General features: G+C 27.8%; 20 protein-coding genes, 1 pseudogene and 1 riboswitch. Of the genes and pseudogenes, 17 read left to right on the top strand and 4 right to left on the bottom strand.

Translation table 11 applies throughout. The annotated features are described in order from the left end of the window. Positions 1–275: 275 nt before the first annotated feature. The 9 genes from BQ2505_RS06375 (at position 276) to uvrB (ending at position 9839) form a co-directional block, all read left to right on the top strand. The gene (locus BQ2505_RS06375; RefSeq protein ID WP_074016934.1) at positions 276–1004 is read left to right on the top strand and encodes a glycerophosphodiester phosphodiesterase; all 729 of its coding nucleotides are present in this window, start codon (positions 276–278) and stop codon (positions 1002–1004) included. 12 nt (positions 1005–1016) lie between these two features. Then, a complete protein-coding gene (locus tag BQ2505_RS06370; RefSeq protein ID WP_074016933.1) occupies positions 1017–2381 on the top strand; it encodes an alanine/glycine:cation symporter family protein in 1365 nt (454 codons plus the stop codon). 369 nt (positions 2382–2750) lie between these two features. Further along, positions 2751–3881: an ABC transporter ATP-binding protein gene (locus BQ2505_RS06365; protein ID WP_074016932.1), complete on the top strand. Its 1131-nt coding sequence runs from the start codon at positions 2751–2753 to the stop codon at positions 3879–3881. Then, a complete protein-coding gene (locus BQ2505_RS06360) occupies positions 3868–4722 on the top strand; it encodes an ABC transporter permease (protein WP_074016931.1) in 855 nt (284 codons plus the stop codon). The genes BQ2505_RS06365 and BQ2505_RS06360 overlap by 14 nt, the downstream gene beginning before the upstream one ends. After that, positions 4715–5500 (top strand): ABC transporter permease, encoded by a 786-nt coding sequence (locus BQ2505_RS06355; protein ID WP_074016930.1) that lies wholly within the window; start codon positions 4715–4717, stop codon positions 5498–5500. Before BQ2505_RS06360 ends, BQ2505_RS06355 begins: the two co-directional genes overlap by 8 nt. 50 nt (positions 5501–5550) lie before the next feature. After that, positions 5551–6375, top strand: coding sequence for a peptidylprolyl isomerase (locus BQ2505_RS06350; RefSeq protein WP_074016929.1), 825 nt, complete (start codon positions 5551–5553; stop codon positions 6373–6375). Between the two features lie 370 nt (positions 6376–6745). After that, positions 6746–6994, top strand: a complete 249-nt coding sequence (locus tag BQ2505_RS06345; protein ID WP_074016928.1) for a hypothetical protein — start codon at positions 6746–6748, stop codon at positions 6992–6994. 30 nt (positions 6995–7024) lie between these two features. Next, complete coding sequence (locus BQ2505_RS06340; RefSeq protein ID WP_074016927.1) at positions 7025–7573, top strand: DJ-1 family glyoxalase III; 549 nt, start codon at positions 7025–7027, stop codon at positions 7571–7573. A 274-nt stretch (positions 7574–7847) separates the two neighbouring features. Continuing rightward, entirely contained in the window at positions 7848–9839 is a 1992-nt protein-coding gene (gene uvrB / locus BQ2505_RS06335; RefSeq protein WP_074016926.1) for an excinuclease ABC subunit UvrB, read from the top strand. A gap of 141 nt (positions 9840–9980) precedes the next feature. Here uvrB and asnA read toward each other — a convergent pair whose 3' ends face one another. The 3 genes and pseudogenes from asnA to BQ2505_RS06320 all read right to left on the bottom strand — a co-directional run bounded on the left by asnA (position 9981) and on the right by BQ2505_RS06320 (position 12783). Further along, on the bottom strand, positions 9981–10964 hold the full coding sequence (asnA, locus tag BQ2505_RS06330; RefSeq protein WP_074016925.1) for an aspartate--ammonia ligase: 984 nt from the start codon (positions 10962–10964) through the stop codon (positions 9981–9983). A gap of 75 nt (positions 10965–11039) precedes the next feature. Beyond that, positions 11040–12038: pseudogene (gene msrAB / locus BQ2505_RS06325) on the bottom strand (bifunctional peptide-methionine (S)-S-oxide reductase MsrA/peptide-methionine (R)-S-oxide reductase MsrB); the annotation flags it as partial. Positions 12039–12126: 88 nt separating this feature from the next. Further along, the gene (locus BQ2505_RS06320) at positions 12127–12783 is read right to left on the bottom strand and encodes a cytochrome c biogenesis CcdA family protein (RefSeq protein ID WP_074016924.1); all 657 of its coding nucleotides are present in this window, start codon (positions 12781–12783) and stop codon (positions 12127–12129) included. Between the two features lie 287 nt (positions 12784–13070). Further along, positions 13071–13169, top strand: a riboswitch (purine riboswitch). Positions 13170–13493: 324 nt separating this feature from the next. On the opposite strand from BQ2505_RS06320, the gene BQ2505_RS06315 reads away from it, so the two are divergent. From BQ2505_RS06315 to purD, 8 genes are read left to right on the top strand one after another with little or no spacing between them, the layout of a single operon-like run. Next, positions 13494–17234: a phosphoribosylformylglycinamidine synthase gene (locus BQ2505_RS06315; protein WP_083232325.1), complete on the top strand. Its 3741-nt coding sequence runs from the start codon at positions 13494–13496 to the stop codon at positions 17232–17234. A 12-nt stretch (positions 17235–17246) separates the two neighbouring features. Then, positions 17247–17720 (top strand): 5-(carboxyamino)imidazole ribonucleotide mutase, encoded by a 474-nt coding sequence (purE, locus tag BQ2505_RS06310; RefSeq protein ID WP_074016923.1) that lies wholly within the window; start codon positions 17247–17249, stop codon positions 17718–17720. Between the two features lie 27 nt (positions 17721–17747). Continuing rightward, complete coding sequence (gene purC, locus BQ2505_RS06305) at positions 17748–18461, top strand: phosphoribosylaminoimidazolesuccinocarboxamide synthase (RefSeq protein WP_074016922.1); 714 nt, start codon at positions 17748–17750, stop codon at positions 18459–18461. Next, on the top strand, positions 18461–19843 hold the full coding sequence (purF, locus tag BQ2505_RS06300; RefSeq protein ID WP_074016921.1) for an amidophosphoribosyltransferase: 1383 nt from the start codon (positions 18461–18463) through the stop codon (positions 19841–19843). Before purC ends, purF begins: the two co-directional genes overlap by 1 nt. 21 nt (positions 19844–19864) lie before the next feature. Then, positions 19865–20884, top strand: coding sequence for a phosphoribosylformylglycinamidine cyclo-ligase (gene purM / locus BQ2505_RS06295; protein WP_074016920.1), 1020 nt, complete (start codon positions 19865–19867; stop codon positions 20882–20884). Further along, entirely contained in the window at positions 20872–21423 is a 552-nt protein-coding gene (gene purN, locus BQ2505_RS06290) for a phosphoribosylglycinamide formyltransferase (protein ID WP_074016919.1), read from the top strand. Before purM ends, purN begins: the two co-directional genes overlap by 13 nt. A 3-nt stretch (positions 21424–21426) precedes the next feature. After that, positions 21427–22941 carry a bifunctional phosphoribosylaminoimidazolecarboxamide formyltransferase/IMP cyclohydrolase gene (gene purH / locus BQ2505_RS06285; protein WP_074016918.1) on the top strand — a complete coding sequence of 505 codons (1515 nt, stop codon included), beginning with the start codon at positions 21427–21429 and terminating at the stop codon, positions 22939–22941. Between the two features lie 20 nt (positions 22942–22961). After that, positions 22962–24245 carry a phosphoribosylamine--glycine ligase gene (purD, locus tag BQ2505_RS06280; protein WP_074016917.1) on the top strand — a complete coding sequence of 428 codons (1284 nt, stop codon included), beginning with the start codon at positions 22962–22964 and terminating at the stop codon, positions 24243–24245. An 81-nt stretch (positions 24246–24326) separates the two neighbouring features. Here purD and BQ2505_RS06275 read toward each other — a convergent pair whose 3' ends face one another. Further along, positions 24327–25751, bottom strand: a complete 1425-nt coding sequence (locus BQ2505_RS06275; protein ID WP_074016916.1) for a carbon starvation CstA family protein — start codon at positions 25749–25751, stop codon at positions 24327–24329. Positions 25752–25905 lie beyond the last annotated feature (154 nt).

Genomic DNA, 25905 nt, shown 5'->3' with positions numbered 1-25905 from the left:
CACACGTATTATAACAAATGTTTTTCAAAAAAGCTAGTTGATAATATATTGAATAAATAAAAAAAATAATAAAGTTTCAGATTGTATATAATCCAAAAAAAATCAAAAAAAGCTCATTTTATAAATGTGTGAAAAATAAACTATAGTTTCTAAAATAGAGAATTTATATAAAAAAAATTAAAAAAAACTTGAAATTTTATAAAAGTTAATTGTATAATAAAAAACGTTAAAAGCACAAGTGTGCTAGAAGATAGGTTTTTAAAGAGGTGTTTAAAATGGTTAAAAATTTTGCTCATAGGGGTTTCAGTGGAAAGTTTCCTGAAAATACTTTGTTAGCATTTGAAAAAGCTATTGAAGCAGGAGCAGATGGAGCCGAACTTGATGTTCAGCTTACAAAAGATGGAGAAGTTGTGATAATTCATGATGAAACTATCGATAGGACAACAAATGGGAAAGGATATGTTGTGAATTATACTTATGAAGAACTTTCAAAATTTGATGCTTCCTATATTTATACAGGAAAACTGGGGTTTAATAAAATTCCAACTTTAAGAGAATATTTTGAGCTTATAAAAAATTTAGATTTCATTACAAATATTGAATTAAAAACAGGAATCAATGAATATTTAGGAATTGAAGAAAAAGTTCATAATTTAATAAAAGAATATAAGTTAGAAAAGAGAGTTATCATTTCAAGCTTTAATCACTTTTCAGTATTAAGAATGAAAAAGATAGCTCCAGAATTAAAATATGGATTTTTATCTGAAGATTGGATAATTAATGCAGGAGCATATACAGCTTCTCATGGAGTTGAATGTTATCATCCAAGATTTAATAATTTAATACCAGAAGTAGTGAAAGAATTAAAAGAAAATGGTTTAGAAATTAATACTTGGACAGTTAATAAAGAAGAAGATATTAAAGATTTAATTAATAAAAAAGTTGATATTTTAATAGGTAATTTTCCAGATCTAACTAGAAAAATAATCAATGAAAATAAATAGGGGGATAGTTTTATGGAACAATTGGAATTGGTTTTAACGACAGTGAACAAATATTTATGGGGAAGATGGTTAGTATATGTACTTTTAGCTTTAGGTGTTTTATACACATTTACTAATGGTTTTATTCAAATTAGACATTTTAATTTTATTATGAAGAAAACTCTTATCGACTCATTTAAATCAAGAAATGAGGATAAAGGTTCTGGATCACTTTCAACATTTAAAGCAATGATGGTTACTCTTGCTGGAAATGTTGGTGGAGGAAATGTTGTTGGAGTTGCTACAGCTGTTGCTAGTGGAGGTATGGGAGCAGTTTTTTGGATGTGGGTTGCTGCATTCTTTGGAATGGCTTTAAAATATGGTGAAATAGTGTTATCTCAAATGTATAATGGTAGAGATAAAGATGGAAATATTTTAAGTGGACCTATGTATTATATTAGAGATGGATTAAAAGCTCCATGGCTAGGAATTGTTATTGCAGTATTAATGTGTACAAAAATGATGGGAGCAAATCTAGTTCAATCAAATACAATAGCTGGAGTTTTAAGCTCAAATTATGATGTTCCAACTTGGATAACAGGAATAATTTTAATTTGTTGTTTAATGTGTATAGTTTTAGGTGGACTAAAAAGAGTTGCAAATATTGCTACTTCTTTAGTACCAATTATGTCAATATTTTATGTACTTGTAGGATTATTAGTTATAGTATTAAATATAGGACAAGTTCCAGCAGTATTCTCTGAAATATTTACTCAAGCATTTTCAATGCAAGCTGCAGCTGGAGGAGCTGGAGGATATGTAATGGCTAGAGCTTTACAATATGGTATTACTCGTGGAATGTATTCAAATGAAGCAGGAGAAGGAACAGCTCCATTTGCACATGGTTCTGCAATAGTTGATCATCCATGTGAAGAAGGAATTACAGGAGTTACAGAAGTTTTCTTAGATACTATTATTATTTGTTCAATAACTGCAATAGTTATAGGTGTTACAGGAATTTATAAAACTGATTTAAGTCCGGCTGTTATGGCATTAGAATCATTTGGAACTGTATGGGCTCCATTAAAACATCTAGCAACAATAGCTTTATTACTATTCTGTTTTACAACTTTAATGGGACAATGGTTTAATGCTGCAAAAAGTTTTAACTATGCTTTTGGAACAAAAGTTACAGATAAAGTAAAATACGTATTCCCATTTTTATGTATAGTTGGATCTCTTAATAAAATAAGTTTAGTTTGGACTGTACAAGATATAGCTATGGGATTAGTTATAATACCTAACTTGATAGCATTAATTATTTTATTCCCTCAAGTTAGAAAACAAACTAAAGATTATTTTTCTAATCCAAAATTTTATCCTGGAGCAAAAAAATAATTTAATATTAATTTAAAAATTTATATAAAAATTAACTAAAGTCCTTTGACTAAAATATATATTTAAAAATCTCTATTTATTGAGCTTTTAAAAATTGTATAACTGTCAAAGGACTTTAGTTTTTAATTTATAGGAAAGTATAAAATTAAATAAAGAAAATTAGTCTCTGACGTCCGTATTAGTTCGAAGAGCCTGTGTTTATTGAGCTCGTAGAACTCATACGGCTGTCAAGAGACTTTATTTATTTTTATTTATTTATAAAGAAAGTATAAATTTAAATAGTGAAAGCTAGTCTCTGACATCTTGAAATTATTAAAAAATAATGTTAAAATTATAAGTAAATTCGAATAAAATGGAGGTTAAAAGGAGTTGGAAAAAAAAGATATAAATATAGTTAATGTAAATAAAAGTTTTGATGGAATACAAATTTTAAAAAATATAAATTTGAAAATAGAAGAAGGAGAATTTTTTTCAATAATAGGTCCATCAGGTTGTGGAAAGACAACACTTTTAAGAATGATAGCTGGTTTCATATCTCCAGATAGTGGAGCTATTTATCTTGGAAATGAAAACATTATAGATTTACCACCAAATTTAAGAAATGTTAATACAATATTTCAAAAATATGCTCTTTTTCCACATTTAAATGTTTTTGAGAATGTAGCTTTTCCTTTAAGATTAAAAAAAGTTTCAGAAAATGTAATTAAAGAAGAAGTAATGAAATATTTGAAACTTGTTGGTTTGGAGGAACATAGTAATAAAAAAATCACTCAATTATCAGGAGGGCAACAGCAAAGAATATCAATAGCAAGAGCTTTAATTAATAAGCCTGGTGTTCTACTATTAGATGAACCTTTATCAGCTCTTGATGCAAAATTAAGACAAAATTTATTAATAGAACTTGATTTAATTCACGATGAAGTTGGAATAACTTTTATATTTATCACTCACGATCAACAGGAAGCATTATCAATTTCAGATAGGATTGCTGTTATGAATAAAGGAGAAATATTACAAGTAGGAACACCAGCAGAAGTATATGAAGCTCCGGCTGATACATTCGTAGCTGATTTTTTAGGAGAAAATAATTTCTTTGGAGGAAAAGTAACTGAAATTATAAATGAAGAATTAGCTAAAATTCAGGTAGATGGTATTGGAGAAATTATAATAGAACAAGATAAAAAAGTGCAACTTGGAGATAAAGTAACTATATCTCTTAGACCTGAAAAAATAAGATTATCAAAGAATGAAATAAAGAACTCAAAAAATTCTATAAACAGTTTAGCAGTTTATGTAGATGAGTATATATATTCCGGTTTCCAAAGTAAATATTATGTACATTTGAAAGATAGTAATGATTTAAAATTTAAAATATTTTTACAACATGCTGCCTTCTTCGATGACAATGATGATAAAGCTATATGGTGGGACGAAGATGCCTATATCACTTGGGATGCTTTTGATGGCTATCTAGTGGAGGTGGAAAGTGAAAAAAAATAGCAAATTAGGTTTGGGATATTCTTTGCCAATAAATATTTGGCTTATTCTGTTTTTTCTAATACCTATTTTAATTATATTATCGTATTCCTTTTTTAAAAGAGGAACTTATGGTGGAGTAGAGTTTAAATTATCATTTGAAACTTTTAATATATTTTTGGATAAGGTTTTTATTCAAATATTGTTAAATACAATTTATATCTCTATCTTAATAACTATTTTTACAGTTTTATTGGCTATACCAATATCTTACTATATTGCTAGGTCAAAGCATAAACAAGAACTACTATTTTTGATAATTATACCATTTTGGACAAACTTTTTAGTTAGAATTTATTCTTGGATAGCTCTTTTAGGAAATAATGGTTTTATAAACTATTTTCTAATGAAATTTCATATAATAGATGAGCCAATAAAAATGCTATATAATATTCCGGCTGTTGTAATTATTTCTGTTTATACTAGCTTACCTTTTGCTATATTGCCTCTATATGCAGTTGTTGAAAAATTTGATTTTTCATTACTAGATGCAGCTAGAGATTTAGGAGCAACAAAATTTCAAGCATTTAGAAAAGTATTTATTCCTAGTATTAAACCAGGGATAGTAACTTCAATTATTTTTACCTTAATACCTGCTTTAGGTTCGTATGCTGTTCCTAAGTTAGTTGGTGGTACAAATTCTTTAATGCTTGGAAATGTTATAGCACAACATTTAACTGTTACAAGAAACTGGCCTTTAGCATCGACTATTTCTGGTGCCTTGATAGTTTTAACTAGTATAGTAGTATGGATTTTTTCAAAATATGAAGAAAAATATAACAAAGTAGGTGAAAAAAGTGTCTAATAGATTAGATAAAAGAAAAACATCTTTTGTAATTTTTGTATTATCAATGATATTTTTTTATTTACCACTTATTGTACTTACAATTTATTCTTTTAATGATGGGAAAGGAATGATATGGAATGGCTTTTCTTTGAGATGGTATAAAGAATTATTTCAGTATTCTGACAATATATGGAAAGCTTTTTATTATAGTATAATAATTGCTTTAATGTCTTCAGTGACTTCAACTATTATTGGAACTTTTGGAGCAATAGCATTGAAGTGGTATGATTTTAAAGGAAAAAAGTTATTGAAAAATTTAAGTATATTACCTTTAGTGGTTCCGGATATTATTATTGGAGTATCTCTTTTAATAATGTTTGCAACAGTAAAATTTAAGTTAGGAATAACAACAATATTTATAGCTCACACAACATTTAACATACCCTATGTTTTATTTATAATTCTATCGAGATTAGAAGAATTTGATTATTCTGTTGTTGAAGCTGCCCATGATTTAGGTGCTACTAATAAGCAAACATTGACAAAGGTAATAATCCCTTTACTTTTACCTGCTATTATATCGGCATTCTTAATGGCATTAACATTATCATTTGATGATTTTGTTATTACTTTCTTCGTATCAGGACCAGGGTCTTCGACTTTACCATTGAGAATATACTCAATGATAAGATTGGGAGTATCACCAGTAATAAATGCCTTATCAGTTTTGTTAATAGGTATTTCAATACTTTTAACATTGTCTACAAAAAAATTACAAAAAAATTTCTTACAATAAAAGACTTTATTTATAAGAAAGAAAAAATAAGAGTTATTTAGGAGGTTTTAATGAAAAAATTATTTAAAATATTTATAACTTTGAGCTTATTTGCTATTTTTGTAAGTTGTGCTTCAGTGAAAAGTTCTGTTAAATCTGCAAAAGAAATTTTTAAAGATCCACATCATTACAATAATATCAAAGCAACATTTGTAACTACTCAAGGAGAGATAAGTTTCTTCTTATATCCAGATGCTGCACCATATACTGTTGCGAACTTTATAAACTTAGGAAAAAGAGGATATTATGATAATACAAAATTTTTCCGTTATGTTGATAATTTTATTATACAAGGAGGAGATCCTACTGAAACAGGAACAGGAGGACCTGGGTATACAATACCTGATGAAATTGTTGGTTGGTTAGATTTCTATCAACATGGAATGTTAGCTATGGCTACAGCAGGACCTAATACAGGAGGTTCTCAATTCTTTTTCACATATTCTCCAGCTGATATGTTAAATGGATTACATACAATCTTTGGAGAAGTTAGATCAGAAGCTGATTATTTAAAACTTAGAAAATTAGAAAGAGGAGATGTAGTAAAAGAAATAAAATTCTCTGAAAATGCAGATAAGTTTTTATCACTTTTCAAAGAACAAATTGATGAATGGAACTCTATACTTGATGTACAATATCCAAATTTAAAAAAATATCCAGTACAAGAAGCAAGTAGTAAAGAAGTAGAGGAATATAAAAAAGAATTAGAAAAGATTTATACTAAAACTGAAGAAAAAGATGAAAGCAATTTTGAATATCCAACAACAAAACTGATAAGAGAAATATTTAATAAAGCAGGAAACTATACTCCAAGAGAATCAGTTATAAGTAAATAGAAGATTTATCAGAATAGTGTTAATGAGAAAGTTTAGATTGTAATTTATTATAATTAAGAGAATTAAAGAATTTTTAAGAATGAAAACTTAAAAATTCTTTTTTCTATTATCCTTCAAGAAAATTATTTTTTATTAAATAAAGTTTTTTGACAGCAGTATGAGTCTTACAAACTCAATGAATAGAGGTTCTTCTGACTAATACGGGTATCAAATACTAGTTTTTGTTATTTAATTTTATACTTTCCTTATAATTAAAAAATATAATCTATTTCAAATAAAGTTGACATTATTAGTAATGAATGATATTATCTAAAATATACAAACATAGATAATTAATTAAGGAAAAATACAAAGAAATGGAGTGATAAATATGTTAGAAAACTGGGCTGAAGAATTATATGATGAAACTTTTAGTGATATGTTTGATGCCTTAAAAGCTGAATATCTAAATGGAGAAATTAGTATTGAACAATTAAAAATTAATTTATCTGAGCAACAACAAATACTTTTAAATTCTTTTCATGAAGGGGAAGTAAAATCTGCTTATTGCAATGCCATTGTTGATGCTCATCAATATATTATTTCATTAATAGATAATGGAAAAATTGAAAGAAAGTAATAAGAAATTAAAAACTTTTAGGAGGCTTTTATGAAGACTTATGTTTTTTTAGCGAATGGGTTTGAAATGTTAGAAGCTTTTACTCCTGTCGATGTTTTAAAAAGATGTGGAGGAGAAGTTATAACTGTTTCTACTGAAAAAGATTTATTTGTGGCTAGTTCACAAAAAAATATAGTCAAAGCTGATATTATGATAGATGACTTACAATATCAAACTGCTGATTTAATAATTATTCCAGGTGGATATCCTGGTTATATTAATTTAAGAGAAAATCAAAAAGTTGTTGATATTGTAAAATATTATTTGAGTAACAATAAGTATATTGCTTCTATTTGTGGAGGGCCAACTATATTTCCATTTAATAAGTTAGCATACGGGACAAAATTAACTGCTCATACTTCAACTAAAGATGACTTTACTGAAAATTATGTTTATATTGGAACATCTGTATTTGTAGATAATAAGATTATTACAGCTATTGGTGCTGGAAAATCTTTAGATTTTTCTTTTAAAATAGCTGAACAATTTTTTAATAAAGAAAAAATTGAAGCTGTAAAAAAAGGAATGGAAATTATATAACATCATAGTCAATTAAGAATCTCTTAACAGCTGTATGAGTTAAACATAGGCTTATGAACTAATACGGACGTTAGGGATTTTTATTTTTCTATAGGAAAATATAAAATCAAATATTAAAATTAGTCTCTTGACAGCCGTATGAGTTCTACGAGCTCTATGAATACAGGCTCTTCAAACTAATACGGACGTTAGAGACTTTATTTATAAATTATACTAGAACACTCGAAACTTTATTCATAAGAGGTTCAGATTAAATATTAAAAAGGAAAGGTTTATGAATAAAAATTTATTTAAAATACATTCTGAATATAGACCTATGGGAGATCAACCTACTGCCATAGAAAGTATTGTAAAAAATATAAATAATGGAGTAAAAGATCAAGTTTTACTTGGTGTTACAGGCTCTGGGAAAACATTTACTATTGCGAATGTTATTGAGAAAGTACAAAGACCTGCTTTAATTATTGCTCCTAATAAAACTTTAGCTGCACAACTTTATTCTGAATATAAAAAATTTTTTCCAAATAATGCAGTTGAATATTTTGTTTCATACTATGACTATTATCAACCAGAAGCTTATATAAAAACTACAGATACATATATAGAAAAAGATTCTTCCGTAAACGATGAAATAGATAAACTTCGTAATGCAGCGACAGCTGCTTTAATTCATAGAAATGATGTTATTATAGTCGCTTCTGTATCTTCAATTTACGGTTTAGGTTCTCCTGTTACTTATAGAAAAAAGACTATTCCTATTGATAAAAAAACTGGTATATTAAGAAAAGAATTGATAGAGAAATTAATTTCTTTAAGATACAATAGAAACGATATTGCTTTTGAAAGAGGAACTTTTAGGATAAAAGGAGATGTTGTTGATATTTATCCAAGCTATATGAACAATGCTTTTAGAATTGAATATTGGGGAGATGAAATAGAAGAAATTTCTGAAATTAATACTTTAACAGGTCAAAAGGTTAAAAAAAATCTTGAGAGAATTGTTATTTATCCAGCAACACAATATTTAACTGATGATGATAATAAAGATAAAATAATAGAAGAAATAAAAACTGATTTGAAAATTGAAGTTAAAAAATTTGAAGATGATAAAAAGCTTTTGGAGGCACAAAGATTAAAGCAAAGAACAGATTATGACATTGAAATGATAACAGAAATAGGTTACTGTAAGGGTATAGAAAATTATTCAAGATACTTGTCTGGAAAAGCCCCTGGTGAAACACCAGATACATTATTTGATTATTTTCCAGATGATTTTATTATATTTATAGATGAATCACATATAACTGTTCCTCAAGTTAGAGGAATGTATAACGGTGATAGAGCAAGAAAAGAATCATTGGTTGAAAATGGATTTAGGCTAAAGTCTGCATTGGATAATAGACCTCTTAGATTTGATGAATTTAGGGAAAAATCTCATCAGACAGTATTTATTTCTGCTACACCTGGTGATTTTGAAATAGAAGTTTCGGGAGATAATATTTCAGAACAATTAATTAGACCAACTGGAATAATAGATCCTGAAATTGAAATTAGAGAAACTAGAAATCAAGTTGATGATTTACTTGAAGAAATTAGAAAAAGAGTTCTTAGAAAAGAAAGAATCTTAGTTACAACTTTAACAAAAAAATTAGCAGAAGAATTGACAGATTATTACATAGAATTAGGTGTCAAAGTAAAATATATGCATTCTGATATTGACACTTTAGAGAGAATTGAAATTATTAGAGAGTTAAGAAAAGGAGATATAGATGTCATCATTGGAATTAACTTGCTAAGAGAAGGTTTAGATATACCTGAAGTTTCTTTAGTTGCAATACTTGAAGCTGACAAAGAAGGATTCTTAAGAAGTAGAAGATCATTGGTTCAAACTATTGGTAGAGCAGCAAGAAATGTTGAAGGGAGGGTTATTTTATATGCAGATATTATGACTGACTCTATGAAAGAAGCTATTATTGAAACAGAAAGAAGAAGAAAAATTCAGAATGAATACAACAGTTATAATAACATTGATCCTAAAAGTATAGTTAAAGAAATATCTGAAGATTTAGTTAATTTAGATTATGGGATAGAAGAGAAAAAATTTAGTGAAACAAAAAAAGTTTTTAAAAATAAATCTGATATTGAAAAAGAAATACAAAAAATGGAAAAGAAAATAAAAAAATTAGTTGAAGAACTAAATTTTGAAGAAGCTATAAAAGTTAGAGATGAAATGTTAAAATTGAAAGAATTATTACTAGATTTTTAATAGGATTAGATAAAGTATTTTTCTATAGGAAAGTAAAAATTTAAATTAATTATTAGTCTCTGACGTCCGTATTAGTTCGAAGAGCCTGTGTTTATTCAGCTCACAGAACTCATACGACTGTCAAGAGACTTTATTTAATTTTTATAATAATTTTATATTCATTTGTCTACAAATTTCGTGAACTTCTTGAGACCAAATTGAAGCTTGAACTTCTCCTATATGTAATTTATCCAAGAAAAACATACAAATACGAGATTGTCCAATACCTCCACCAATAGTGTAAGGTAAAACTTTATTAAGTATCATTTGATGATAAGGTAAAGTTCTTCTATCTTCACAATTAGATTTTTTTAATTGTTCTTCAAGTGAATTTTCATCAACTCTAATTCCCATTGAAGATAATTCTAATCCTATACCAAGAAGTGGATAATTAAAGATAATATCTCCGTTTAAATCCCAATCGTCGTAATCAGGAGCTCTACCATCATGCTTTTCACCTGAGTTAAGTTTGTTTCCAATTTTCATTAGGAATATTGCACCAAACTCTTTTGCTGCTGCATGTTCTCTATTTTTTGGAGTTAGATTTGGGTATTTATCTTCCAATTCTTGAGTAGTAATGAAAGTTATTTCTTCAGGTAATTTTCTACTAAGTTGAGGATATTCACTAATTATATAGTCTTCTGTTTTCTTAAATACAGAAAATATTCTTCTTACAGTTTCTTTTAAATATTCTTCATTTCTATCTTCTTTAGCAATAATTTTTTCCCAATCCCATTGGTCAACATAGTATGAATGTATGAAATCTGTATCTTCATCTCTTCTTATAGCATTCATATCTGTATAAATACCTTTGTGATTTTCAATATTATATCTATATAAAGCCATTCTTTTCCATTTTGCTAAAGAATGTACAATCTCTACTCTTTCTCCACTCTTTGTATCAAATGATACAGGTCTTTCTGTTCCATTTAAATTATCATTAAGTCCTGATTCTGGAATAACGAATAATGGAGCTGAAACTCTTAATAAGTCTAATTCTTTTGATAGATGACTTTCAAAAAAGTCTTTAACTTTTTTTATAGCAATCTCTGTTTCTAATATATCTAAACTAGATGTATATGACATATTATAACCTCCTAATTTTTTTATTATAGGGAATATTATAGCACTACTACTATAAATTATCAAATTATTATTTGGTTATTTGACATATTTTTTTAAATCTCCATACCCTTCTTTTTCCATTTCATCATAAGGAATAAATTTTAAAGAAGCACCGTTGATACAATATCTAAGTCCACCTTTTGCTTTAGGTCCATCTTCAAAAACATGACCTAAGTGAGCTTTACCTACTCTACTCCTAACTTCAACTCTATCCATACCGTATGAGTGATCTTCCTTATAGTTTATAACTTCAGTTGCAATAGGCTTTGTAAAACTTGGCCAACCACAACCTGAGTCAAATTTATCTTTTGAGCTGAATAAAGGTTCTCCTGTGGTAATATCAACATAAATCCCATCTTCATCTTTATTATAGTATTCGTGAGTGTATGCTCTTTCAGTTGCTGCATTTTGAGTAACTTGATATTCTAAATCACTTAGTTTTTCTTTCAATACATTATCCTCTAATTTAGAATATTTGCTTTCATCTATTAATGCATCGTTAGCTGTATTTAAATTTATATGACAGTAACCATTAGGATTCTTTTTTAAATAATCTTGATGGTATTCTTCTGCTTTGTCAAATCTTTTTAATTTTATTAATTCTACAACGATAGGTTTAGAATATTTTTTTTGTTCTTCTTTTAGAAGAATTTGAGCTATTTCTTTATCTTCATCATTAACATAATATATTCCTGTTCTATATTGAACACCTGTATCATTGCCTTGTTTATTTAAACTTGTGGGGTCAATGATTTTAAAATAATATCTTAGAATAGTATCCAAAGAAATTTTAGAACTATCATAAATTACTTGAACAGTTTCTGCATGTCCAGAATTTCTGTAAACTAAATCTTCATAACTTGGATTATCAAAAGAACCGTTTGCATAACCAGAAACAGTATCCACAACACCGTCTATTCTAGAAAAATACTCTTCAACGCCCCAAAAGCAACCCCCAGCTAAATATATTTCTTTTATATTTTCCATTTTTGAAATATCTTCTCCTTTTGAAATATTTTTTTGATTGTGACTTATTCTAGCAAAGGAATAAGTTCCTAAAATTAATATAAAAAATAATGGAATTAATACTTTTTTTAATATTTCCATAAAATCATCTTCTTTCTTAAATAGTTAAAATAATGTTTAGTTTATTAAAGATTAATAATATACCCATAATAATAATTAGTAAGCCTCCAATTTTTTTGATAAGAGGCAAATATTTTTTTATGAATGACATTTTTTTGAATAAAATTTTTGAAGCAAGTGAGAATATAATAAATGGTGTTGCCATTCCTAACACATAAACAAGCATGTATAAGATACTTTTAGTTACATCGTTTGATGAACTTGCAACAACAAGTATAGAAGCTAATATTGGCCCAACACAAGGTGTCCAACCTAAACTAAATGTTAGCCCTAATAAAAATGTTGAAAAAATTGAAGTTTTTTCTGTGTTATGTTCGATCATTTTAGTTTTTTCCAAAAATTTCAATTTTAAAATTTCCATTTGAAATAGTCCTAAGATAACAATTACTATACCAGCAATAATTCTTACTTTTTCATTGAAAAATATTTCTCCTATAATTCCAGCTCCAAAACCTAATATAACAAATGTTGTTGAAAGTCCAATGACAAATGCTATGGTTTTACTAATAGATTTTTTTTCTCCATTACTTAATATTGATAAGTAAACAGGTATAACCGGGAAAATACATGGAGAAAAAAACGATAAAATCCCAGCTATATAAATAGTGCTATAAAATAATTCTTGTGTAAACATTTTTTCTTTCCTTTCTAAAATTTATTAGTTATATCATATATTCTATTTTTATCTTATCACACTTATTCTTATATTACAATCTTATAAATTTCAATTTGTCAACCTTATTATAGCCCCTGATAGCCGTATGAGTTCTACGAGCTCAATAAACACAGGCTCTTCGAACTAATACGGACATCGGGGCTATCTTTTGGGAAATTAAAATTTATTTTTATAGAAATAATTTTAATAATAAAAAATATTTTTTATCTACTATTTACAAAATAAAAAAAATAGTGTATTATAGAAACATAGAAAAAATAAAGATTCGTATAAGCTCAAAATAAGGAAGAGCGTCCCTACGGTTGACCGTAAATCAATCAGCTACGAAAATATTTTACTGTATTTTTTTGTATGGTTATTATTTTTGTATGCTATAATTTTTTGGAGGATACAATGAATAGATTAAATAAAGAAAATAAGGTAAAATCTAGAAAAAAAAACACTATTTTTCTTGGGATAGTTGCGAATTCTTATAAATATATGTTTGAAGTGTAATCTGAGTATAATTTACTCAGATTTTTTTATTCTATAGGAAATTATAAAATCAAATAATGAAAATTAGTCTCTGACGTCCGTATTAGTTCGAAGAGCCTGTGTTCATTGAGCTCGTATAATTTATACGGCTGTCAAGAGACTTTATTTATTATAAAAAATATTTTGGAGGGTATATGCTGAATTTAAGATTTTTTGTTGAAAAAAAGAATAATTTTGATTTGGAAGCAAAAAGGTTGGGAAAACAATTTAGAGAGGAATTATCTATCAATGATTTAAAAGAAGTTAGATTAATTAATTGCTATGATATTTTTAATCTTTCTGGAGATGAAGATAATATCAAAAAAATCGAAAAAATGGTTTTATCTGAACCAGTTACAGATAAAATAACAAGAGAGTTTGATTTAAAAAACAAAAAATATTTTGCTATTGAATATTTGCCAGGACAATTTGATCAAAGAGCAGATTCAGCAAAGCAAAGTATTGATATAGTTACTGATGAAAATAAAAATATTGAAGTTTTAACATCAAAAATTGTTATATTCAATGATGATTTAAGCCTTGAAAGTTTAGAAAAAATAAAAAAATTCTATATAAATCCTATTGAAACAAGAGAGAAAGATTTATCAAAATTAGAAAAAGAAAATACAGTTTTTAATTTAGAAGTTCCAGTATATGATAATTTTACTGCTTTAACAGAAGTTGAATTAAGAAATATGAGAGATGAATTAGGTCTATCAATGAGCTTTGAGGATTTTAAATTTATACAAGAACATTTTAGAAAAATTTTTAGAAATCCAACTGAGACTGAAATAAAAGTTTTAGATACTTATTGGTCTGATCATTGTAGACATACAACATTTGAGACAAAAATAAATAAAGTAAGTTTTCCAGATTCTGAATTTGGTAGATTAGTTGAGAAAGAGTTTAATGAATACTTAGAATTAAAAAAAGATGTATCTCAAAAAAGAGATGTATCTTTAATGGATATGGCAACTATAGTTGCAAAACATTTAAGAAAAATAGGTAAATTAGATGATTTAGAAATATCTGATGAAAATAATGCTTGCTCTATATATGTAGATGTCGAAGTTGAAGATTTTGAAGGTAAAAAAGGTATTGAAAAGTGGTTATTGATGTTTAAAAATGAAACTCATAATCACCCAACAGAAATAGAACCTTTTGGAGGAGCATCTACTTGTTTAGGAGGAGCCATAAGAGATCCATTATCTGGAAGAGCATATGTATATCAAGCTATAAGAGTTACAGGTTCTGGGAATCCTTTAGAAAGTGTTGAGGAAACATTAAAAGGAAAGTTAACACAAAGAAAAATAACAACTGGAGCAGCGAGTGGTTATGCTTCATATGGAAATCAAATAGGAATAGCAACTTCATTAGTATCAGAGGTTTATCATGATGGCTATAAAGCAAAAAGAATGGAAGTTGGTGCAGTTGTTGCAGCAGCTCCTGTTGAAAATGTGGTTAGAAAAACTCCAGAACCTAATGATAGTATAATCATTATAGGTGGAAAAACAGGAAGAGATGGTTGTGGAGGAGCAACTGGATCTTCAAAAGAACATAATGATAAGTCACTCCTTTTATGTGGTGCTGAAGTACAAAAAGGAAATGCACCAGAAGAAAGAAAAATTCAAAGATTATTTAGAAATGCTGAAGCAACTAAGTTAATAAAAAAATGTAATGATTTTGGAGCTGGGGGAGTTTCAGTTGCTATAGGAGAGTTAGCTGATGGAGTTGAAGTTAACCTTGATTTAGTTCCTGTAAAATATGATGGACTGAACGGAACAGAATTGGCTATATCAGAATCTCAAGAAAGAATGGCAGTAATTGTAGCTAAAGAAGATACTGAAAAATTTTTAAAATTTGTTGATGAAGAAAATTTATTAGGTACAGTTGTAGGTTATGTTACAGATAAAAATAGACTTACATTAAATTGGAAAGGTAAAGCTATAGTTGATATTTCAAGAGATTTCTTAAATACTAATGGTGTTAAACAAAATATTAATATTGAAGTTAGAGATTATGATAAAGAAAATGTTTTTGAAAAATTTAAAACATCAGAAAGTAGTTTAGAAAAAAAATGGTTACATAATATTAAAAAATTAAATGTTGTATCACAAAAAGGTTTAGTTGAAATGTTTGACTCATCTGTTGGGGCAGGGACAGTACTAGCACCATTTGGTGGAAAATATCAAATGTCACCGATAGATGTATCAGTGATGAAATTACCTGTTTTAGATAAAAATACAGATACTGCTTCAGCTATAACTTGGGGATTTAATCCATATATTAGTGAGTGGTCTACTTATCATGGAGCAATTTATGCTATTGTTGAATCTCTAGCTAAATTAGTAGCTACTGGAGTAGATTATAAAAAAGCTAGACTATCATTTCAAGAATATTTTGAAAAATTAGGGAAAGATGAGTATAAATGGTCAAAACCATTTTTAGCTTTATTAGGAGCTATGAAAGCCCAAAAAGATTTTGGAATAGCAGCAATAGGTGGAAAAGATTCAATGAGTGGAACATTTAATGATATAACTGTTCCTCCAACATTAATTTCTTTTGCAGTAAGTTCTGTTAATGTAAATGATGTAATATCTACAGAATTTAAAGAAGAAAAGAATAAAATATATTTAATTGAAAATAAAATAAATAAAAATGATTTCTTATTTAACAGTGAAGAGTTGAAAGAAAATTTCAATTTTATTTTAGAAAATATTAAAAATAAAAAGATAGTTTCTGCTATGACTATAAAAGCTGGAGGAGTTGCTGAAGCTTTAACAAAAATGAGTTTTGGAAATAGATTAGGATTTGAAATAGTAAATAAAGATATAGATTTATTTAGTTTAAAACCTGCTTCTATAATAGTTGAAAGTAAAGAAGAGTTAAATTATGAAAATGCTATTTATTTAGGTGAAGTTAAAGATGAATTTGTAGGACTAGTAAACGGAGAAAAAATTAACTTATCAGAAGTTGAAAAAGCGTGGCTTAATAAATTAGCTCCAGTATTTCCATATAATTTAGAAAGTGAAAAAGAAAACTATGACTTAACAATAAAAAAGAATGAACCTAAGATATATAAATCTTCTATCACTTTAGCTAAACCAAGAGTATTGATAGCAGCTTTTCCTGGAACAAATTCAGAATACGATATGTATAACAAATTTAATGAAAGTGGAGCTGAATCAAAAATAGCTGTACTTAAAAATTTAAGTCAACAAAGTTTGAATGAATCTATAGAAAAAATATGTAAAGATATGAGAAATTCACAAATATTTGTATTGCCTGGTGGATTTAGTGCAGGAGATGAGCCAGATGGTTCAGGTAAATTTATAGCAGCTGTATTACAAAATCCAAAATTAAGAGATGAAATAAATGCTTTATTATCAAGAGACGGATTGATTCTAGGGGTATGTAATGGTTTCCAAGGATTAATAAAATCAGGACTATTACCTTATGGAGAAATAGGAAAAGTTGATGAAAATTCTCCTACACTTACATTTAATAAAATAGGTAGACATATATCTCAAATGGTAAAAGTTAAAACTATAACTAATAATTCTCCTTGGTTATCATCTTTTGAAGTTGGAGAAACATTTGATATACCAGTTTCTCATGGAGAAGGAAGATTTTTTGCAAGTGATGAAGTATTGAAAAAATTAGTTGAAAATGGTCAAGTAGCAACTCAATATGTTGATTTTGATTTGAATGGAACTAATGAGTTTAGATTTAATCCTAATGGCTCTTCACTAGCAATAGAAGGAATAATTTCTCCAGATGGAAGAATTTTAGGAAAAATGGGACATTGTGAAAGATATTCAAGAGATACTTTTAAAAATATAAGTGGAAACAAAAATCAAAATATAATATTAAATGGAGTAAAATACTTTAAATAATACGGAGGAAAAATGAAAGTAGGAATTATATTTGGAAGTAAGTCAGATTTAGATGTAATGAAAGGTGCTGCTGATTGCCTTAGAAAATTTGGAGTTGAGTACTCAGCTCATGTTTTATCAGCACATAGAGTTCCAGAATTATTAGAAGAAACACTAATAAATTTTGAAAAAGATGACTATGGAGTAATTATTGCTGGAGCTGGACTTGCTGCTCACTTACCTGGAGTTATAGCTTCAAAAACAACTTTACCTGTAATTGGAGTTCCAATAAAAAGTGCTATAGAAGGTTTAGACGCTCTATATTCAATAGTTCAAATGCCTAAATCAATACCAGTAGCTACAGTCGGAATTAATAATTCTTATAATGCAGGGATGTTGGCAGTTGAAATTTTAGCTGTTGCTAATAAAGAATTAAAAGAAAAACTTAAAGAATTTAGAAAAGAAATGAAAGAAGATTTTAAAAAAAATATACATGTTGAATTATAGTAATATATAAAATTAGGAGGAAATAAAATGGAAAAAGGAAAATTTATTTACGAAGGAAAAGCTAAACAATTATATGAAACAACTGATAAGGATTTAGTCATAGTTCACTACAAAGATGATGCTACAGCAGGAAATGGAGCTAAAAAAGGGACTATTCATAATAAAGGAATTTTGAATAATGAAATAACAACAGTAATATTCCATTTATTAGAAGAAAACGGAATAAAAACTCATTTTGTTGAAAAATTAAATGACAGAGATCAATTATGTCAAAGAGTTCAAATATTTCCACTTGAAGTTATAGTAAGAAATTTAATTGCTGGTTCAATGGCAAAAAGATTAGGAATAAAAGAAGGAACTAAACCTACAAACACTATATTTGAAATTTGTTATAAAAATGATGAATACGGAGATCCTTTAATAAATGATCATCATGCAGTAGCATTAGGTCTTGCAACTTATGATGAATTAAAAGAAATTTATGCTATAACAGCAAAAATTAATAATTTATTAAAAGAAAAATTTGATAAATTAGGAATAACTTTAGTAGATTTTAAAATAGAATTTGGTAAAAATTCAAAAGGAGAAATTTTACTTGCAGATGAAATAACTCCTGATACTTGCAGATTTTGGGATAAAGAAACAGGAGAAAAATTAGATAAAGATAGATTTAGAAGAGATTTAGGAAATATAGAAGAAGCATATTTAGAAATTTTTAAAAGATTAGGTGGGAAAAACTAATGAAAAATTTTAAAGCAGTAAGAGAATTAAAAATAGAAGATGGTGGAATATTTGCACTATACTCAAAAAATGTTAGAGATGACTTAATAAGTATAGCCTACTACGGATTATATGCTTTACAACATAGAGGTCAAGAAAGTGCAGGAATTTCCTTATGTGATGCTATAACAGAAACTTCTGAAGGAATAAGGCATAAAACAATAAAAGGAAAAGGATTAGTTTCAGATATATTTTCAACAGAAGATTTAAAAAATTATATTGGAAATATTCTTGTTGGACATGTTAAATATTCAGCAGAAGGAGGAAGTTCATTTCGTAGCTATCAACCATTAAGAGGAGATTCCTTACTAGGTAAAATTTCAATAGTTGAAAATGGTAACTTAAAGAATACAGAGAAAATAATTGATGAATTGTATGAATCTGGATCTGTTTTACAATCTGATACAGATACAGAAATTATATTAAAACTTATAGGAAAAAATGCTAAATTAGGATATAAACAAGCTGTTTTAAATACAATTAAAGAATTAGAGGGAGCCTTTGTAATAGCTTTAATAGTTGAAGATAAATTGATTGGAGTTAGAGATCCATTAGGGAAAAGACCTCTTTGTCTAGGTAGATTTGAAGACGGAATGTATATATTAGCATCTGAATCATGTGCTATTGATAGTGTAGGGGCAAAATTTATTAGAGATATTGAACCTGGAGAAATGATCATTATAGATGAAAATGGAATAGAATCTATAAAATATAATGAAACAAAAGAAAGATCTTATTCATCGTTTGAGTATATTTACTTTGCAAGACCTGATAGTGTAATAGATGGTCTAAGTGTATATGAAATGAGACATTCTTGTGGAAGATATTTGTATGAGCAAAATCCGATTGAAGCAGATTTAGTCATAGGAGTTCCAGATTCTGGAGTTCCAGCAGGAATAGGATATTCAGAAGCTAGTGGTATTCCCTATGCAACAGCTCTTTTAAAAAACAAATACATAGGAAGAACATTTATACTTCCAACTCAAGCTTCAAGAGAAATGGCTGTTAGATTAAAATTAAATGCTATGAAAACTTTAATAAAAGATAAAAGAATAGTTGTGGTTGATGATTCACTTGTTAGAGGAACAACTTCAAAAATATTAATAAAAATATTATATGAAGCAGGGGCAAAAGAAGTACATTTTAGATCAGCTTCTCCAGTAGTTATTAGGGAATCATATTTTGGAATTGATTTATCAACTGATAAAGAATTAATTGGAAATCTTATGACTGTGGATCAAATTAAAGATTATATAGGAGCAACTTCACTTGGCTATTTATCACTTGAAAGTTTAAATAAAGCACTAAAAGGTTTGAATTGTAATTTAGATTGTTTTAAATAAAAAAATGGAGGATAGAGATTAATGATAAAATCTTATAAAGATTCAGGGGTTGACAAAGAAGAAGGATACAAGGCTGTTGAGCTTATGAAGAAAAATGTTTTAAAAACTCATAATAAATCTGTTTTAACAAATTTGGGAAGTTTTGGAGCAATGTATGAATTAGGGCAATATAAAAATCCTGTTTTAATTTCTGGAACTGATGGAGTTGGGACAAAGTTAGAAATAGCTATGAAACAAAAAAAATATGATACAGTTGGTATAGACTGTGTTGCAATGTGTGTTAATGATGTGTTGTGTCATGGTGCAAAACCTCTATTTTTTTTAGATTATTTAGCTTGTGGAAAATTAGATGCAGAAATTGCTGCGCAATTAGTTTCTGGAGTTACTGAAGGATGTATGCAATCTTATGCTGCATTAGTTGGTGGAGAAACAGCAGAAATGCCAGGATTCTATAAAGAAGAAGATTATGATATAGCTGGTTTTTGTGTTGGAATAGTTGAAAAAGATAATTTAATAGATGGTTCAAAGGTAAAAGAAGGAAATAAAATAATAGCAGTGGCTTCAAGTGGATTTCATAGTAATGGGTATTCATTAGTAAGAAAAGTATTTACTGACTACAATGAAAAAGTTTCTTTGAAAGAATACGGAGAAAATGTAACTATGGGAGATGTCCTACTAACTCCTACAAAAATTTATGTTAAGCCTATACTGAAAGTCTTAGAAAAATTTAATATAAATGGTATGGCACATATAACAGGTGGAGGTCTATTTGAAAATTTGCCTCGTTGTATGGGAAAAGATTTATCACCAGTAGTATTTAGAGATAAGGTAAGAGTCCCTGAAATATTTAAGTTAATTGCTGAAAGAAGTAAAATAAAAGAAGAAGAACTATTTGGAACTTTTAATATGGGAGTAGGTTTTACTTTAGTAGTAGAAGAAAAAGATGTTGAACCTATTATTGAATTACTAACTTCATTAGGGGAAACTGCTTATGAAATAGGACATATTGAAAAAGGAGACCATTCTTTATGTTTAAAATAATAGTGTTAGTATCTGGTAGTGGAACTAATATGTTGCAACTAATAAAAAATGATATAAGAATAGATTGTATAATTGCTGATAGAGAATGTAAGGCAAAAAATATTGCAGAAGAACATGCTATTGATTTTATTCTTCTAAATAGAGATAAAGAAATTTCAAAAAATTTGTTAAAGATATTTGAAGAAAAAAAACCTGATTTAATAGTATTAGCAGGATTTTTATCTATATTAGATGGAGAAATATTAGAAAAATATAAAAATAAAATTGTAAATATACATCCCTCATTACTTCCAAAATATGGAGGTAAAGGGATGTATGGACTAAAAGTTCACCAAGCAGTTTTTGAAAATGGAGATAAGGAAAGTGGTTGTACAGTTCACTATGTTACATCAGATGTTGATGCAGGTGAAATTATAGGGCAAGATAAAGTTGATATCAGTATGGCAAAATCTCCTGAAGAAATACAAAAAATAGTCTTAGAAAGAGAATGGAAACTTTTGCCTAGAGTTGTAAAAGAAATAATTAATGAAAGAGGATAATTAATGAAAAAGAGAGCTTTAATTTCAGTATACGATAAAACAGGTATATTGGATTTTTCAAAATTCTTAGTCAGTAAAGGGATAGAAATTATTTCTACTGGTGGAACATATAAATATTTAAAAGAAAATAATATCGAAGTCATTGAAGTTAGTAAAATAACAAATTTTGAAGAGATGTTAGATGGTAGAGTTAAAACTTTACATCCAAATATACATGGTGGAATTTTAGCATTAAGAGATAATGAAGAACATATGAGAACTTTAAAAGAAAGAAATATAGATACCATTGATTATGTTATAGTAAACCTATATCCTTTCTTTGAAAAAGTAAAAGAAGATTTATCTTTTGAAGAAAAAATTGAATTTATTGATATTGGTGGACCTACAATGCTTAGATCTGCTGCAAAGTCTTTTAAAGATGTAGTTGTTATTTCAGATGTAAAAGATTATGAACTTATAAAAGAAGAAATTAATAAGTCTGATGATGTTTCTTATGAGACTAGAAAAAAATTAGCAGGAAAAGTATTTAATTTGACTTCTGCATATGATGCAGCTATATCACAATTCTTATTAGATGAAGATTTCCCAGAATATTTAAATATTTCTTATAAAAAGTCTATGGAAATGAGATATGGAGAAAATTCACATCAAAAAGCTGCATACTATATAGATAATATGTCTGATGGTGCTATGAATGGTTTTAAACAATTAAATGGTAAGGAATTATCATTTAACAATATAAGAGATATGGATCTTGCATGGAAAGTCGTATCTGAATTTGATGAAATTTGTTGTTGTGCAGTAAAACATTCAACACCTTGTGGAGTTGCATTAGGAAGTAATATGGAAGAAGCATACAAAAAAGCTTATGAAACTGACCCAGTGTCTATTTTTGGTGGAATAGTAGCATTTAATAGAGAAGTTGATGAAGCTACTGCAAAACTATTAAATGAAATATTTTTAGAAATTATAATAGCACCAAGTTTTTCTGATAAGGCTTTAGAAATATTGAGCAAAAAGAAAAATATAAGATTAATTGAATGTAATAAGAAACCAACTGATAGAAAAGAATTAGTGAAAGTCGATGGTGGAATATTAGTTCAAGACGCCAATCATTCTTTATATGATGGTTTAGAAGTTGTTACTAATATTAAGCCTACAAAAGAAGAAGAAAAAGATTTAATTTTTGCCTTAAAAGTGGTTAAATATGTAAAATCAAATGCAATAGTAGTTGCAAAAAATTCTCAAACTTTAGGAATAGGTGGAGGAGAAGTAAGCAGAATTTGGGCTGCTGAAAAAGCATTAGAAAGAGCAAAAGAAAGATTTAATGTAGAAGATATTGTATTATCATCAGATGCATTTTTCCCATTTAAAGATGTTGTAGAACTTGCTGGGAAGTATGGAGTTAAAGCTATTATTCAACCTAGTGGTTCTATAAATGATAAAGATTCTATTGAAGAATGTAATAAAAATAATATCTCAATGATATTTTCTAAATTAAGACATTTTAAACATTAAAATTAAATTTGGGAGGAATAATGAAAATTTTGATTGTTGGTTCAGGAGGAAGAGAGCATGCTATAGCATGGAAAATTTCACAAAATCCAAAAGTTACTAAAATATATGCAGCACCGGGAAATGCTTATAATAAAGTAATTAAAAATTGTGAAAATATAAACTTAAAAACTTCTAATGACATTTTAAATTTTGCTATAAAAGAAAAAATAGATTTAACAATAGTTGGCAGTGAAGAATTATTAGTTGATGGAATAGTTGATAAATTTAAAGAAAATAATTTAGCTATATTTGGTCCTAATAGAGAAGCTGCTATGCTTGAAGGGTCTAAAGCATTTGCTAAAGATTTTATGGAAAAATATGGAGTTAAAACAGCTAAATACAAATCATTTACAGATTTAGATAAAGCCATAAAATATTTAGATGAAATGTCTTATCCAGTTGTTATAAAGGCAAGTGGATTAGCAGCTGGAAAAGGCGTTGTTATAGCTCAAAATAGAAATGAAGCTGAAGAAACTTTAAAAGATATGATGCTTAATAAAGTTTTTGCTTCTGCTGGGGATACAGTAGTTATAGAAGAATTTTTAGATGGAGTTGAAATATCTGTGTTATCAATAACAGATTCTGAAGTTATAGTACCTTTTATTTCAGCAAAAGATCATAAAAAGATTTCTGAAAAAGAAACAGGATTGAATACTGGAGGTATGGGAGTCATAGCTCCTAATCCATATTATACAAAAGTTGTTGAAGAAAAGTTTATTAAGAATATATTAGAGCCTACATTAAAGGGAATTAAAGAAGAAAAAATGAATTTTTCTGGAATAATATTTTTTGGACTAATGGTTGCTAAAGGAGAAGTCTATTTACTTGAATATAATATGAGAATGGGAGACCCTGAAACTCAAGCAGTATTACCATTAATGAAATCAGATTTTTTAGAAGTAATAAATGCTGGTCTTAATAAAAAATTAAAAGATATTAAAATTGAATGGGAAAAGAAATCTGCTTGTTGTGTTGTAATGGCAGCAGGAGGATATCCTGTAAAATATGAAAAAGGAAATATTATACAAGGACTTGAAAAAGTAAATAATAATTCTGAAAATGAAAAAATATTCTTTGCTGGAGTTAGTGAAAAAGAAGGAAATTTCTATACAAATGGTGGAAGAGTTTTAAATATAGTTGCAATAGAAAATACCTTAGATGAAGCTATAAAAAAATCTTATGAATTGACTGAAAAAATTGATTTTAAAGATAAATACTCTCGTAAAGATATAGGTACTTTATATATTCCAGTTTCTAAAATATAAATTAAAAAGGTATTCAATTCATACAATCTTTATCGATTGGTAGAATTTGAATACCTTTTATTTTAATTTAAAATTTTATAATTATTCTTTTATAAGTGCTTCTTTTTTATTTGACATAAAGAATGCTACAGTACATCCAAGTGAGAATACACAACCTATTGCAATAGCAATATTTTCTATTAGATGGATATCCATTTCACCAAAGAATCTTACAAATCCTTCAGGAGCAGCAATAATATATGAAGTTACAACAATAGTCATAAAGATAGCTGGGATTAAAGCAATCCAGAAATTTTTACCTCTGTTTGCTAAATACTTAACAGCTGCCCATAAAGCAATAGTTGCTAATGTTTGGTTTGACCAACCAAAGTATCTCCAAATTACTGCAAATGGAATGAAACATAAAGCAATACCAATTACAAATAAAGGAATAGCAACAACAAATCTATTAACTATAGGTCCTTGTTTGTATTTCATTGAATCAGCAAGAGTAAGTCTTGCACTTCTAAAAGCAGTATCTCCAGAAGTTATAGGACAAGCAACAACCCCAAGTAATGCTAGAGCTCCTCCAGCTTTTCCTAAAATTCCAACAGAAATTTTATTAACTACAACAGCAGCTGAACCTGCCTCATATAATTGAGGAATACCTCCAAAGAAAGACATAGCAGCAGCAGCCCAAATCAATGCAATTATACCTTCTGCTATCATAGCACCATAGAAAACTTTTCTACCATCTTTTTCAGTTCTTAGACATCTAGCCATCATAGGAGATTGAGTTGCATGGAAACCACTTATTGCACCACAAGCTATTGAAATACATAGGTAAGGGAAAATTGATTTTCCTTCAGGGTGCATATTTACAAATGCTATTTCTGGTATGTTATAGTTATTTATAATCAATCCACCACCAATACCAACAGCCATTATTAATAATGATAAACCAAATATAGGATAAATTTTTCCTATTACCTTATCAACTGGTAATACAGTTGCACATAGATAATAGATTATTATAACAGCTAACCATACTTCATAACTAATTCCAGTGATATCTTTTAAAATTTGAGCAGGACTCATTATAAATACTACTCCAACAAGTAAAAGTAAAACAACTGAGAAAACTCTCATTATTTGTTTAGCAGTTAGTCCTAAATTTTCTCCTACTATTTCAGAAACAGAAGCCCCATCTTGTCTAACAGACATCATTCCTAATAGAAAATCGTGAACAGCTCCTCCAAAAATACAACCAAAAACAATCCAAATAAAAGCAGCTGGTCCCCATAAAGCTCCAGCAACAGCACCAAAGATAGGTCCTGTTCCAGCTATATTAAGAAATTGAATTAGGAACGCTCTAGCCCAGCCCATTTCAACATAGTCAACACCATCAGATAATCTTTTTGCTGGAGTTATCTTAGTTGAATCTGAACCAAAAATAGAGTCAACAAATTTTCCATAAAATAAGTAACCAAGTACAAGTGCAATAATAGAACCAATAAAACTATACATAAGTATACGCCTCCTAACATAAAAATATACATTTTGTTTAATTTCTCTATTTAAGTATTATATATTATTTTCTATTTTTTTATTTGAAAAAGAATTAAATGTTAGATTAAAGGCATGAGATGTAAAAAAGTTTTCATAAAATAAAAAAATCTGT

It is taken from the genome of Fusobacterium massiliense (assembly GCF_900095705.1).
GTDB lineage: Bacteria > Fusobacteriota > Fusobacteriia > Fusobacteriales > Fusobacteriaceae > Fusobacterium > Fusobacterium massiliense.
The sequence above is the reverse complement of the archived record's forward strand: the minus strand, read 5'-3'. Positions and strand labels throughout refer to the sequence as shown.